Origin of the sequence: Cryptosporangium arvum DSM 44712, from assembly GCF_000585375.1 — a bacterium.
In the GTDB taxonomy this organism is placed as follows: domain Bacteria; phylum Actinomycetota; class Actinomycetes; order Mycobacteriales; family Cryptosporangiaceae; genus Cryptosporangium; species Cryptosporangium arvum.
In genome coordinates, this window is sequence record NZ_KK073874.1 from 5,970,229 (window position 1) to 5,983,672 (window position 13,444).

General features: G+C 69.3%; 11 protein-coding genes. 6 read left to right on the forward strand and 5 right to left on the reverse strand.

Annotation, left to right across the window (positions count from 1 at the left end; genetic code table 11):
* Window positions 1-210 precede the first annotated feature (210 nt).
* Window positions 211-984 carry an ATP-binding cassette domain-containing protein gene (locus CRYAR_RS27345; RefSeq protein ID WP_035866746.1) on the forward strand — a complete coding sequence of 258 codons (774 nt, stop codon included), beginning with the start codon at window positions 211-213 and terminating at the stop codon, window positions 982-984.
* The gene (locus CRYAR_RS27350; protein ID WP_035866754.1) at window positions 984-3,518 is read left to right on the forward strand and encodes an ABC transporter permease; all 2,535 of its coding nucleotides are present in this window, start codon (window positions 984-986) and stop codon (window positions 3,516-3,518) included. The genes CRYAR_RS27345 and CRYAR_RS27350 overlap by 1 nt, the downstream gene beginning before the upstream one ends.
* Window positions 3,519-3,716: 198 nt before the next feature.
* Here CRYAR_RS27350 and CRYAR_RS27355 read toward each other — a convergent pair whose 3' ends face one another.
* From CRYAR_RS27355 to metH, 3 genes are all read right to left on the reverse strand, one after another.
* Window positions 3,717-4,364, reverse strand: a complete 648-nt coding sequence (locus CRYAR_RS27355; RefSeq protein ID WP_035856251.1) for a hypothetical protein — start codon at window positions 4,362-4,364, stop codon at window positions 3,717-3,719.
* A gap of 63 nt (window positions 4,365-4,427) precedes the next feature.
* Window positions 4,428-5,093 carry an HAD family hydrolase gene (locus tag CRYAR_RS27360; RefSeq protein WP_035856253.1) on the reverse strand — a complete coding sequence of 222 codons (666 nt, stop codon included), beginning with the start codon at window positions 5,091-5,093 and terminating at the stop codon, window positions 4,428-4,430.
* Window positions 5,090-8,653 (reverse strand): methionine synthase, encoded by a 3,564-nt coding sequence (gene metH, locus CRYAR_RS27365; RefSeq protein ID WP_035856255.1) that lies wholly within the window; start codon window positions 8,651-8,653, stop codon window positions 5,090-5,092. Before metH ends, CRYAR_RS27360 begins: the two co-directional genes overlap by 4 nt.
* A 111-nt stretch (window positions 8,654-8,764) precedes the next feature.
* Between metH and CRYAR_RS27370 the strand changes: the two genes are divergently transcribed.
* Window positions 8,765-9,637, forward strand: coding sequence for a PAC2 family protein (locus tag CRYAR_RS27370; RefSeq protein ID WP_035856257.1), 873 nt, complete (start codon window positions 8,765-8,767; stop codon window positions 9,635-9,637).
* 100 nt (window positions 9,638-9,737) lie between these two features.
* On the opposite strand, the gene CRYAR_RS47570 is transcribed toward CRYAR_RS27370, so the two are convergent.
* Window positions 9,738-9,971, reverse strand: a complete 234-nt coding sequence (locus tag CRYAR_RS47570; RefSeq protein WP_157018101.1) for a hypothetical protein — start codon at window positions 9,969-9,971, stop codon at window positions 9,738-9,740.
* 324 nt (window positions 9,972-10,295) lie between these two features.
* Between CRYAR_RS47570 and CRYAR_RS27375 the strand changes: the two genes are divergently transcribed.
* Complete coding sequence (locus CRYAR_RS27375; protein ID WP_035856259.1) at window positions 10,296-11,180, forward strand: DUF5753 domain-containing protein; 885 nt, start codon at window positions 10,296-10,298, stop codon at window positions 11,178-11,180.
* Here CRYAR_RS27375 and CRYAR_RS50935 read toward each other — a convergent pair.
* On the reverse strand, window positions 11,167-11,367 hold the full coding sequence (locus tag CRYAR_RS50935) for a DUF397 domain-containing protein (protein ID WP_157018103.1): 201 nt from the start codon (window positions 11,365-11,367) through the stop codon (window positions 11,167-11,169). The two genes, CRYAR_RS27375 and CRYAR_RS50935, sit on opposite strands and share 14 nt — an antisense overlap.
* Window positions 11,368-11,515: 148 nt before the next feature.
* Here CRYAR_RS50935 and CRYAR_RS27380 point away from each other — a divergent pair, with 148 nt between their 5' ends.
* Both CRYAR_RS27380 and CRYAR_RS27385 read left to right on the forward strand, forming a co-directional pair.
* Window positions 11,516-12,760, forward strand: coding sequence for a sensor histidine kinase (locus CRYAR_RS27380; RefSeq protein WP_051571017.1), 1,245 nt, complete (start codon window positions 11,516-11,518; stop codon window positions 12,758-12,760).
* Entirely contained in the window at window positions 12,757-13,416 is a 660-nt protein-coding gene (locus CRYAR_RS27385; protein WP_035866768.1) for a response regulator, read from the forward strand. Before CRYAR_RS27380 ends, CRYAR_RS27385 begins: the two co-directional genes overlap by 4 nt.
* The last annotated feature ends 28 nt before the right edge of the window (window positions 13,417-13,444 follow it).

A 13,444-nucleotide genomic window follows, 5' to 3' on the forward strand; every position in this document is an offset into this window, starting at 1 on the left:
CAGGGAAACCCTGAGAGCACACCCGGGGTCGGTGTCCCCCCTAGGTCGTACGAGCGGACCAGACCAGGCGACGACGAATACGCCTTGAGTCTCCCCTTACGTTGGGGTGGACGCTGCATCACGACAGCACACGGGGATGTGGCGCGGCTGTGGACGAATTCTGACGGCCGCGCCGATGTCAGGGGATGGAGAAGGGCCGTGACGACGCCGATGACCGACTCATCGACAGCCGACGCGATCGGCAGCACCGCCGCCGCGAAGGCGGTCGACGTGTGGAAGGTCTACGGAACCACCGAGGACACCCGGGTGAACGCACTCGCCGGTGTCAGCGCCGAGTTCGAGCGGGGCAAGTTCACCGCGATCATGGGGCCCTCCGGGTCCGGCAAGTCGACGCTCATGCACTGCCTGGCCGGGCTGGACTCGATCTCCCGCGGGGAGGTCTGGATCGGCGGCACCCGGGTGGACACCCTCGGGGACAAAGGTCTGACCCTGCTGCGCCGGGAGAAGGTCGGCTTCATCTTCCAGCAGTTCAACCTGCTGCCGACGCTCACCGCCGAAGAGAACATCACGCTGCCGCTGAACATCGGTAAGCGTAAGCCCGACCCCGAGTGGATGGCCACGGTCATCAAGACGGTCGGCCTGGGCGACCGCCTCAAGCACCGGCCGACGCAGCTCTCCGGCGGTCAGCAGCAGCGCGTGGCGTGCGCCCGGGCGCTGGTCTCGAAGCCCGACGTGGTCTTCGCCGACGAGCCCACCGGCAACCTCGACTCCCGCTCGGGCGCCGAGGTGCTGCAGTTCCTGCAGAACTCGGTCCGCGACTTCGGCCAGACGATCGTGATGGTCACGCACGACCCGAACGCGGCCTCGTACGCCGACCGGGTCGTGTTCCTCGCCGACGGCCAGATCGTGGACGAGATCTTCGAGCCCACCAGCGAGAGCGTTCTCGACAAGATGAAGTCGCTGGACACGTTCGGGGCCGCGTGATGTTTCGCGCGACCCTCAAGAGCCTGCTGTCGAGGAAGGTGCGGCTGACGCTCTCCGCGTTCGCCGTCGTCCTCGGCGTGATGTTCGTCGCGGGCTCCTTCGTCCTGACCTCGTCGCTGGCGAAGTCGTTCGACGCGCTCTTCGCCGGCATCAACAACAGCGTCGACGTCCAGGTGCAGGCGAAGTCGAAACTGGACAACAACGGCGGTTCGGACACCGCCACCTCCACGATCCCGGCCTCGCTGGTACCGAAGATCGAGGCGGCGCCCGGCGTCGCGAAGGCCAGCGCGTCCGTGTTCGTCAACGGCGCCCGGGTGATCGGCAAGGACGGCAAGGTCGCGGCGTCCGGCGCACCGCGCTTCGGGAGCAGCTGGGGCGGCGAGGACGACCTGATCAAGCTGCGTGAGGGCCGTGGCCCCACCGCGCCGAACGAGGTCGCCGTCGACGCCTCGATCGCCAAGTCGATGGATTACCAGATCGGCGACACGATCGGCATCCTCACGCTGCAGCCGAAGAAGGAGTTCACGCTCGTCGGCATCTTCGGCTACAGCGGTGACCGGGACACGCTCGGCGGTTCCCAGGTCGTCGCGTGGACGCTGCCGGTCGCACAGGAGCTCATGCTCGGCGAGAAGAACGCTTTCACCGACGTCCAGCTCCAGGCCGACCCGGGGGTCAGCCAGCAGGAACTGAAGAAGACGATCGAAGGCGTCGTCGGCAGCGGCTACACCGTGCAGACGCGGGACGAGGTGAACGAGCAGACTTCCAAGGACATCAGGGAGGGCTTCAAGTTCATCAACTACATCTTCCTGGGCTTCGCCGGTGTCGCGCTCTTCGTCGGCATCTTCCTGATCCTCAACACGTTCTCGATGCTGGTCGCCCAGCGGACCCGCGAACTGGCGCTGTTCCGGGCGATGGGGGCGGCTCGCGGGCAGGTGATCCGGTCGGTGCTGTTCGAGGCGCTGTTGATCGGCCTGCTCGGGGCGGTGCTGGGGCTGCTCGCCGGAATCGGGATCGGGTGGCTCCTCGGCAAGGTGTTCAACGCCTTCCTCAAAGCGGAGCTCGATCTGCAGCTGACGGTGCCGGTCTCGGCAATCGTCGGGTCGTTCGTGGTCGGCGTCGGGATCACGCTGATCGCGGCGCTGTTCCCGGCGATCCGCGCCTCCCGGATCCCGCCGATCGCCGCCATGCGTGACGCTGCCACCCCGGACAAGCCGCTCACCAAGATCACGTCGATCGGTGGCGCCATCTTCGTGGTCGGCGGTGCGCTGATGGCGTGGGGGCTGACCGACAACGGCTCCCTGTGGGCACTGCTGGCCGGCGTCCTGCTGGTGTTCATCGGGGTCGCGCTGCTGACCCCGATCATCAGCCGGCCGATCGTCGCGGTGCTGGGCCGGATCTTCGCGTGGTCGGTGCCGGGCCAGCTGGGCCGGCGCAACTCGGCCCGCAACCCGCGCCGGACCGCGATCACCGCGGGTGCGCTGATGGTCAGCATCGCGCTGGTCACCGGCGTCAGCACGATCGTCTCCTCGGCGAGCAAGAGCATCGAGTCCCTGGTCGGCGACCAGCTCAACGCCGAGCTGATCATCTCCGGGCAGCAGACCAGCGCCCAGCCGCCGGTGTTCGACGTCGCGACGCTCGACAAGATCGAGCAGACCGACGGCGTCGAAGCGGTCTCCGGGTACTACGTCGGTCCGGCCCGGATCAACGACCGGAACACCTTCCTGATGGCGATGAGCGATCCGGCGGCGAACCAGCGGCTGATCGGGCTGAAGGCGAAGTCCGGTGAGGTCGACCGGGTCGGGCCGAACGAGCTCATCGTCGACGAGGACACCGCGAAGGAGCAGCGGCTGTCGGTCGGCGACGAGGTTCCGGTGCAGCAGATCCGGGGCACCGCGGAGGACTACAAGATCGTCGGCATCTTCGAGAAGAATCCGGCCGCGGGTACGTTCATGGCCGGCGAGGACGCGGCGAAGAACTTCCAGATCGCCCAGCCGTCGCAGGCGTTCGTGAAGGTCGAGGACGGCGCTTCGGTGAAGGACGTCGAGGCCACGATCAAGACGCTGCTCGTGGACAGCCCCGAGGTGAACGTGCAGAACCAGAGCGCGTTCATCAACGACGTCACCCGTCAGTACGACATGATCCTGACGTTCGTGCAGATCCTGCTCACCCTGGCGATCCTGATCGCGGTCCTCGGCATCATCAACACGCTCGCGCTGTCGGTGGTCGAGCGGACCCGCGAGCTGGGGCTGCTGCGAGCGATCGGCCTGCGGCGCTCGCAGACCACCCGGATGATCACGGTGGAATCGATCGTGATCTCGATGTTCGGCGCCCTGCTGGGCATCGTGGTCGGTCTCGGGCTCGGCGCGGCCGTGGTGCAGGCGCTCAAGTCGCAGGGGCTGAGCCAGTTCGCCCTCCCCTGGGGCCAGATGGGTACCTACCTGGTCGCGTCGGTGCTGGTGGGCGTGATCGCGGCGCTGCTGCCGGCGCTGCGCGCAGCCCGGCTGAACGTGCTCGCGGCCATCTCGTACGAGTAGGGCGACCGGGTACGGCGTACCGGCCGGGCGGGGAGTTCTCCCCGCCCGGCCGTCGCGTGTGGAGGGCCGGGAAGAGCACGGCGGCCGTCCGCGCACCCCTCGCGCCCGGACGGCCGCTCGTGATCAACAGCAGCAGGCGTCACCCCGGCACCGTGCCGCGGGATCGACCGTAACGCAGGCGGGCAAGCAGGCCCGGGCTCAGCCCTTCGCCATCTGGATGAGGCCCTTGATGACGCCGATCACGCCGAAGATCATCGGGCCGGTGGCGACGAAGAAGTGGCCGCCCGGGTCGGCGAACGCGAAGGTGCCGACGGTGATCACGAGCCCGACGACGAACAGGACCGCGCTGCCGACGACGAGCTTGGTGCCGGGGCGGTGCCAGAGGCCGGCACCGGACGCGGCGGCCGGAGCCGCGAAGTTCTGCTGCTGCGGGTAACCCGGCTGCGGGTACCCGGGCTGGTGCTGCCCCGGCTGCTGGTGCCCGGGCTGCGGATACCCCTGCTGCGGGTGCCCGAGCTGCGGGTGCCCGGGCTGCGGGTGCCCGGGCTGCGGGGCTCCGTACTGGTGGCCCGGCTGCGGATACCCAGGCTGCGGCGCACCGGGGTACGGCGGCGCGCTCGGCTGCCCGTACCCCTGCTGGGGCGGGTAGCCCGGGTACGGCGGCGCGCTCGGCCGGCCGTACCCCGCCTGCGGCGTGTCCGGCGCGCTCGGCTGCCCGTACCCCGGCTGCGGCGGGCCGCTCTGCGGGTAGCCCGGCTGGGCCGCACCCGGGTACGGCGGAGCGGGTTGGCCGTACCCCGCTAACGGTGTCTGGCCGCCCTGGCCGCTGTAGCCCTGTGGTTGCATCACGTCTCCCCGTTAGTTGCGGGCCTCACCCGACCCGGGAGGCACTGTAGACCCGCCGGTGGGTCAGGACGCAACAGCCGTGAGGACGGCTCCGAGCTCCGGAAGGCCGACTCCGACCAGCGAATCCCGGTGGACGCGCCGCGGCCCGGCCGGCACCGGCGCCTCGCTCGGCACCACCAGCACCGGGCACCCGGCCGCCTCCGCCGACGCGGTGCCGTTCACCGAGTCCTCGATCGCGACGCAGTCCTCCGGGTTCACGCCCAGCAGCGACGCCGCCCGCAGGTACGGCTCGGGGTGCGGCTTCGAGTGCGCGACCTCGTCCCCGCAGACCACCGCGTCGAAGTTCTCCCGCCCGAGCGTGTCGAGCGCGACCTCGACGAGGTTGCGCCGGGTCGCGGTGACCAGCGCCGCCGGGATCCCCGCCGCCCGTACCGCCGTCAAGAGTTCCTGAGCGCCGGCCCGCCAGACGAGCGACGTCGTGAACAACGTGCGCATGTGGTCCTCGAGCCAGGCACCGCTGGTCGCGATGTCCAGCTCCGGGCGCCCCAGGTCGGCGTGCAGGATCTCCATCGACATCGCCAGCGGCGCGCCGATCATCGTCGTGCGCGCCGCCTGCGACAGCTCCCCGCCGAGGTGCTTCGCCAGCTCGTCCAGGCCGACGTCCCACAGCTTCTCGCTGTCGAACAGCGTCCCGTCCATGTCGAAGAGGACGGCGTCGGGACGTCTCATCGGGCCGCGAAGTATTTCGCTTCGGGGTGGTGCACCACGATCGCCGACGTGGACTGCTCCGGGTGCAGCTGGAACTCCTCGGACAGCTTGACGCCGATCTGGTGCGGCTTGACCAGCTCGAACAGCTGCTCCTGCTGCTCAAGGTCGGGGCAGGCCGGGTAGCCGAACGAGTAGCGGGCGCCGCGGTACTGCAGGTCGAAGAAGTCCTCGACCTTCGTCGGGTCCTGGTCGCCGAAGCCGAGCTCGGAGCGGACCCGCTGGTGCCAGTACTCCGCGAGCGCCTCGGTGAGCTGCACGGACAGCCCGTGCACCTCGAGGTAGTCGCGGTAGGAGTTCGCGGCGAACAGCTCGTTGGCGTACTCGGCGATGCGGTTGCCCATCGTCACGACCTGGAACGCGACGACGTCCGTGCGGCCCTCCGCGGTCGCGGCCTCGCGCGACCGGAAGAAGTCGGCCAGGTTGAGCCGCCGGTCGCGGACCTGCCGCGGGAAGCGGAACCGCACCCGCTCGGCCGACGCCGGGTCGGCCGACTCCAGCACGATGAGCTGGTTGCCCTCCGACACCGCCGGGAAGTAGCCGTAGACCACGGCGGCCTCGAGCACCTTGTCGGCGAGCAGCCGGTCGAGCCAGTAGCGCAGCCGCGGCCGGCCCTCGGTCTCCACCAGCTCCTCGTAGGACGGACCCTGGCCGCCGCGGGCGCCGCGCAGGCCCCACTGGCCGAGGAACGTCGCCCGCTCGTCGAGCAGACCGGAGTACTCGGCCAGCGGAATGCCCTTGACCACCCGGTCGCCCCAGAACGGCGGCGTCGGCACCGGGTTGTCGGTGGCGACGTCGGACTTCACGCTCTCGTCGTCGACCGAGATCTCGGGACCGGCCTTCGCCTTGCGCTCGGCCGCGATCCGGGCCGACCGCTCGTGCCGGGCCTTGCGCTCGGCGGCCTTGCGCATCTCTTCCTCGCTGTCGGCCGGCGCGACGCCGCCGCGCTTGGCCAGCATCAAGGCGTCCATGAGCCGCAGGCCCTCGAACGCGTCGCGGGCGTACCGCACGTCGCCCGCGTACATCTCGGCCAGGTCGTTCTCGACGTAGGCGCGGGTGAGCGCGGCGCCGCCGAGCATCACCGGCCAGCGCGCGGCGACGCCACGCGTGTTCATCTCGGCCAGGTTCTCCTTCATGACCACGGTGGACTTCACCAGCAGGCCCGACATGCCGATGACGTCGGCCCGGTGCTCCTCCGCGGCGTCGAGGATCGCGTTGACCGGCTGCTTGATGCCGATGTTGACGACGTTGTAGCCGTTGTTGCTCAGGATGATGTCGACGAGGTTCTTGCCGATGTCGTGGACGTCGCCCTTGACCGTGGCGAGCACGATCGTGCCCTTGCCCTCGTCGTCCTCGTTGCGCTCCATGTGCGGCTCGAGGTGCGCGACCGCGGTCTTCATCACCTCGGCCGACTGGAGCACGAACGGCAGCTGCATCTGGCCGGAGCCGAACAGCTCGCCGACCGTCTTCATGCCGGAGAGCAGCGTCTCGTTGATGATGTCGAGCGCCGACTTCTGCTGCAGCGCGGCGTCCAGATCGGCTTCGAGGCCGTTGCGCTCGCCGTCGACGATCCGCCGTTGCAGTCGCTCGTCGAGCGGCAGCGCCGCGAGCTCCTCGGCGCGGGAGGCGCTCGTGGACTTCGCGTCGACGCCGTCGAACAGCTGGAGCAGGTGCTGCAGCGGGTCGTAACCCTCGCGGCGGCGGTCGTAGATGAGGTCCAGCGCGGTTTCGCGCTGCTCCTCCTGGATCTTGCTGATCGGCAGGATCTTGCTGGCGTGCACGATCGCCGAGTCGAGGCCGGCCTCGCGGCACTCGTGCAGGAACACCGAGTTGACCACCTGGCGGGCGGCCGGGTTGAGGCCGAACGAGATGTTCGAGAGACCCAGCGTGGTCTGGACGTTCGGGTGCCGCTGCTTGAGCAGGCGGATCGCTTCGATCGTCTCGAGGCCGTCGCGGCGGCTCTCTTCCTGGCCGGTGGCGATGGTGAACGTCAGCGTGTCGACCACGATGTCCGACTCGGCCATCCCCCACGTCTCGGTGAGGTCGGTGATCAGGCGCTCGGCGATGCGGACCTTGTGCTCGGCGGTGCGGGCCTGGCCCTCCTCGTCGATCGTCAGCGCGACGACCGCGGCGCCGTGCTCGCGGATGATCGGCATGATGCGGGCGTAGCGCGACTCCGGTCCGTCGCCGTCCTCGAAGTTGACCGAGTTGACGATCGAGCGGCCGCCGAGCGACTCCAGGCCGGCCTCGATCACGTCGATCTCGGTGGAGTCGAGCATGATCGGCAGCGTCGACGCGGTGGCGAAGCGCCCGGCCAGCTCGCGCATGTCGTCGGCGCCCTTGCGGCCGACGTAGTCGACGCAGAGGTCGATCAGGTGCGAACCGTCGCGAGTGGCCTCGCGGGCGATCTCGACGCAGTCCTGCCAGCGGCCGTCGAGCATGGCCTCGCGGAACTTCTTCGAGCCGTTGGCGTTGGTGCGCTCACCGATCATCAGCGCGCTGGCGTCCTGGCGGAACGGCACCGACTGGTAGATCGACGCGACCGACGCCTCGCGGTCGGGGTTCTTCACCGCCGGCGTGAGGTCCTTGACCGCCTCGGCGACGTGGCTGATGTGCTCGGGCGTCGTGCCGCAGCAGCCGCCGACCAGCTGCGCGCCGTACTCGGTGACGAACCGGGTGAGCGCGGTGGCCAGCTCGGCCGGGCCGAGCGGGTAGACCGCGCCGTTCGGGCCGAGCTCGGGCAGGCCCGCGTTCGGCATCACCGAGAGGCCGACGTGGCCGTGCTGGGAGAGGTAGCGCAGGTGCTCGCTCATCTCGGCCGGGCCGGTGGCGCAGTTGAGGCCGAGGTAGTCGACGCCGAGCGGCTCGAGCGCGGTGACCGCGGCGCCGATCTCGCTGCCCAGCAGCATGGTGCCGGTGGTCTCCACGGTGACGTGGCAGATCAGCGGGATGTTCTTGTTCAGCTTGGCCATGGCCCGCTGCGCGCCGATGATCGCGGCCTTCGCCTGCAGCAGGTCCTGACAGGTCTCGACGATGAACGCATCGGCGCCGCCGGTGAGCAGGCCCTCGGCCTGGATCTGGAACGCGTCGCGCAGCTGGGCGTAGGGCGCGTGGCCGAGCGTCGGCAGCTTGGTTCCGGGACCGATCGACCCGAGCACGAACCGGGGCCGGTCGGCCGTGCCGAAGCCGTCCGCGACCTCGCGCGCGATCCGCGCGCCCTTCTCGTTCAGCTCGAAGATCCGGTCGACGATGTCGTACTCCGCGAAGTTCGCGAAGTTTCCCCCGAACGTGTTGGTCTCGACCAGATCCGCGCCGGCCGCGAAGTACGCCTCGTGGATCTTCGCGACGACGTCGGGACGGGTGGCGTTGAGGACCTCGTTGCAGCCCTCGAGCCCCTCGAAGTCGTCGAGCGTCAGGTCCGCGGCCTGCAGCATCGTGCCCATCGCTCCATCGGAGACGAGGACCCGCTCGTTGAGCGCGGACGTGAGGGCAGTGGCCGGCGTGCTCCGCAGGATGGACACCATGTTGTCAAGCTTACCGTGAACGGTGACTGGCTCCGGCAGAGCCATCAGGGCATATCGGGTGCGGTCGGCCGCTCCGCCCCCTTCGACTTGCGTCCCGCGTAGGGTGGTTGCGTGACCGAGTTCGACGGACTACCTGTGCTGCGTTCCCCCATCGTCATCGCGGCGTTCGAGGGCTGGAACGACGCGGGAGACGCGGCGACCGCGGTGGTCGAGCACCTCGAACTGGAGTGGCAGGCCAAGCCCGTAGCCGAGATCGATCCGGACGACTACTACGACTTCCAGGTCAACCGTCCGCTGGTCTCGATGTCGGAAGACCCGAGTGGACGGCGCATCGAGTGGCCCACCACGCGGGTCTCCACCTGCACTCCCCCCGGCGCCGAGCGCGACGTGGTGCTGGTGCGCGGCATCGAACCGAACATGCGCTGGCGGGGCTTCTGCGAGGAGATCCTCGAACTGTTCCACGCCCTCGACGTCGAGCAGGTGATCCTGCTCGGGGCGCTGCTCGCCGACACCCCGCACTCCCGGCAGTTCCCGGTCACCGGCAGCGCGTCGGACCCGGAGATGGCCAACCGGTACGACGTCCAGCAGACCAAGTACGAGGGCCCCACCGGCATCGTCGGCGTCCTGCACGACGCGTGCGTGCGAGCCGAGATCCCGTCCCTGTCCTACTGGGCGCAGGTGCCGCACTACGTCGCCCAGGCGCCGAACCCGAAGGCCACCCTCGCGCTGCTCCACACACTGGAGAACGTGCTCGACATGCGCGTACCGATGGGTGAGCTCGCGGAGCGCGCCGCGGCGTGGGAGTCGCAGGTGAACGAGCTGGCGGCCTCGGACGCGGACATGGCCGAGTACATCCGCACGCTGGAACAGCGCGACGGCGACGAGCCGCTGCCGCAGGCCTCGGGCGAGGACCTCGCGCGCGAGTTCGAGAAGTACCTGCGCCGCCGGGGTGGTACCGCCGGCCCGGGCGGCCCCGCCGTCTGAGGCCACGCGCCGCAATTGAGCCGACAGCGCTTCGCGCCGGTGGCGCTACCAGGCCGCCCCTCGATCGCAGCCCGGCAGCGCCGGCTCGCGGACATGCCGCTCAACGGCCGCCGGTGAGGAAACCGATGCTGGTGAGTACGGACAGCAGCGTGGATCCGAACGCCACGAAGCCTGCCGACAGGGCTCCCTGTGTGCTCGCCCCACAGATGGCCATGACGATGCCGGCGCTCTCACCGGCCACCAGCCCCGCCAACACCGCAAGCAGGAGCAGTAGCCACCGCGGTGGTACCGCGCCGCCCCGCTGTCGCTCCACTCGCGGGGGGAAGTGTCTCACGGCCACAACAACTCCTTCGTTCGCGGGTCGGACGGACGTACCCCACTTCCCGGATTGGGGCGCGTGATCCTGGTGGGCCACCATGGAAAAGCGCCCCGCAATAAAGCCTAATGCCACCCCCGATACCCGTTTGATATCGGGCGAGATGAAGGGCATCGAACAGCCACCTCGCGAAACGAAACAACGCTTTTGGCATTCGCAAAAGGCACGTGCCACGGTTTTCATCGGCATCCGGCCACTCCGACCCCGACAGCAATGTAGGCTGATTGCCGGTTTTCAAAAAGCGAGGTGGCCGCTGGCCAACGGTCTCCGCCGGGGGAAATCATGCCGCGAACCATCGATCCGGTCATTCACCGCCGCCGGCTGAGCGCCGAGCTTCGACGGGCCCGAGAGCGCAGAAGCATGACTCAGCGGAGCGTCGCCCACGCGATGGACTGGTCCCTCTCCAAAGTCATTCGGATCGAGGCGGGCTCCGTCGGCGTCGCGGTCAACGACGTTCGCGGCCTACTCAATCTCTACGGAGTGCCCGAGGGAGACCGGTTGGCCGCCCTCTTGGAGACCGCCCGGGCCGCCCGTCAACCATCGCTGTGGAGTGCTTATCAGGACCGGATCTCGGCGGAGTTCTTCTACTACCTCGGCCACGAATCGTCGGCGTCCGTCATCCGCGGCTACCAGCCGCTGGTCGTACCCGGTCTGCTTCAGACCGCCGACTACGCCCGGGCAGTCCTCCAGGTCTTCGCGAGCAACCACGACGACGACCGACTCGAGGAAATGATTGAGTTACGCCTTCGGCGCCAGGAGATACTCGAGGGAGAGGATCGGCCGGATATCCACTTCCTGCTCGACGAATCCGTCATCCGCAGGGTCGCCGGGACTCCCGCGGTGATGCGTAGGCAACTCGAACATCTCTTGGAGCTGTCCACCGCCGATCGCATCAACATTCTCATCGTTCCATCGACGTCAGGTCTGTATCGCCTCATGACCCGGCCGTCCGCGTTACTCGAATTCGACGACCTGGTCGACGCTCGCATCCTTCATCTGGAACTTCCCGAGGGAGACAAATTGATCCGGGAGGATGACCCGGACATTCGCTCCCTCGGGCTGCCCCACGGCTATCTCGAGGAGTTCTGGGAGCTGGAGAATATCGCGCTGGACCAGTCGACCGGCGGCCTGATCGAGGACGCGCTCGACGGCCTCAGCCGCGCCTAGCCAACTCCGCGCGGGTAAACGCCACGAACTCCCGCCAGGCACCACGGGAAACCGAGAGACGATGCCCGTCCGGGTTTTTCGAGTCCCGAACGAGGACGTTCGCACCATTTTCCACGAAAAACTCCAGACAATTCAACGATTCACTGTAGCTACTTTTTACCCATTTATTTTTATTCTGTGCGACCACAGGAACGAATCCTCCTTGTTCGGATATGTCCGTTTGGTTCCGAAACCAACCGAACGGATGCTCTTAGGTCGCGAGGTCTCACCCGACCAGGGGGACCATGGATCTCAGATAATGGGAACACAGTGAGCCGACCGGTAACCTCGGCCGCATGCGGCACGTGCATCTGTGGCTCCGGGGACACCCGTTGGTGTTCGACGGGCTCGCGGCGGCGACCGTCGCGCTGCTTGCGCTCGTGTTGTTTCCCGGGGTGGCGAGCTCCGGCGACTGGTGGCAGGCGCTCTTCCCGATCGTCTTCGTCGTGCCGGTCGCGCTGCGTAGCCGCCACCAGGTCGGGGCCCTCTACGCCACCGCCGCGCTCGGGCTGGTCAGCCTGGCCACGTTCGGGTTCCCGCATCCGGCGATCCTGTACGCGGGCATCGTGATGGCCTACTCAGCGGCCGCGTACGCGCCTCGGCCGCACGCCCGGGCCGCCGGGGTGCTGAGCGTCGTGTTCGGCGTCATCGGTGGGGTGAAGTGGTCGTATCTGGTGCTCAGCCTGACCGGGAGCTCGTACACGCTGCAGGATCTCTCGGTGAGCAACCAGGTCGTCGCGCTGGCGGTCTGCGTCGGGGCGTGCAGTGCGCCGCTCGTCACCGCGTGGCTGTGGGGTGGGGTTGTGCACGCCCGGCACGCGTACCTGCAGGAGGCGCTCGACCGGGCCTCGCGGCTCGAGCGGGAACGTGACGCGCTGGCCCGTCTCGCGGTGGTCGAAGAGCGCGGACGCATCGCCCGTGACCTGCACGACGTCGTCGCCCACAGCCTGTCGGTCGTGGTGCTGCAGGCGGACGGGGCCCGGCACGTCCTCGAGTCCGACCCGGCGCGGGCCGCGGTCGCGCTCGAGACCATCGGGCGCACCGGGCGCGAGGCCACCGCGGAGATGCGCCGGCTGCTCGGCGTGCTGCGGAGCCCGGAGGCGGCGTCGCGGACACCCCAGCCCGACCTCGGGCAGCTCGAGACGCTCGTCGGCCAGGTCCGTGAGTCCGGCCTGCCGGTGACGCTGCGGGTGTCCGGCGACCTGAGCGGCGTGCCGGCCGGCGCCGGGCTGTCGGCCTACCGGATCGTGCAGGAGGCGCTCACCAACACCGTGAAACACGGCGGTCCGTCCGCGTCGGCCGCGGTCAGTCTCGAGGTGCGGCCCGACGGTCTGTCGGTCTCGGTCGTCGACGACGGGCGGGGCGCGGCCGCCGCCGACGACGGGGCGGGGCTCGGCCTGCTCGGCATGCGTGAACGGGCCGCCGCGGTCGGTGGCGAGGTCACCGCCGCTCCCCGGTCCGGCGGTGGCTTCGCGGTCACGGCGTGGCTGCCCGCGAGCGGCACCCCGTCCGTGCGGGACTCCAGGGAGGTGGCGCGGTGATCCGGGTACTGCTCGTCGACGACCAGGAACTGGTGCGCAGCGGGCTACGGATGGTGCTCGACGCCCAGGACGGCCTGGTGGTCGTCGACGAGGCCGGGGACGGCCAGGCCGCGGTCGAGCGCGTCCGGGCCGGCGGTGTGGACGTCGTCGTGATGGACGTGCGGATGCCACGGCTGGACGGCGTCGGCGCCACCGAGCGCATCGCCGCGCTCCCCCAGCCGCCGCGGGTGCTCCTGCTGACGACGTTCGACCTCGACGAGTACGCGTTCGCCGGCCTGCGTGCCGGGGCGGCCGGCTTCCTGCTCAAGGACGTGCCGACGAACGAGCTGGTCAGCGCGATCCGGGCCGTCCACGAGGGTGACGCGGTCGTGGCCCCGTCCACGACCCGGCGCCTCCTCGACCGGTTCCTCCCGCACCTGCCGGGGCCGCAGGCCGAATCGGCCGACGTGTTCGCCGAGCTCACCGCCCGCGAACGCGAGGTGCTCGTGCTGCTCGCGAAAGGCCTGTCGAACCTGGAGATCTCCGAGGCCCTGTTCCTCAGCGAAGGAACCGTGAAAACGCACGTCAGCCGGGTGCTGACCAAGCTCGGCGTCCGGGACCGGGTGCAGGCCGTGGTGCTCGCGTACCAGTCGGGGCTGGTAGGTCTCGAGCGGTAGTCGGGTACATCGCACGACCGATGCCGGA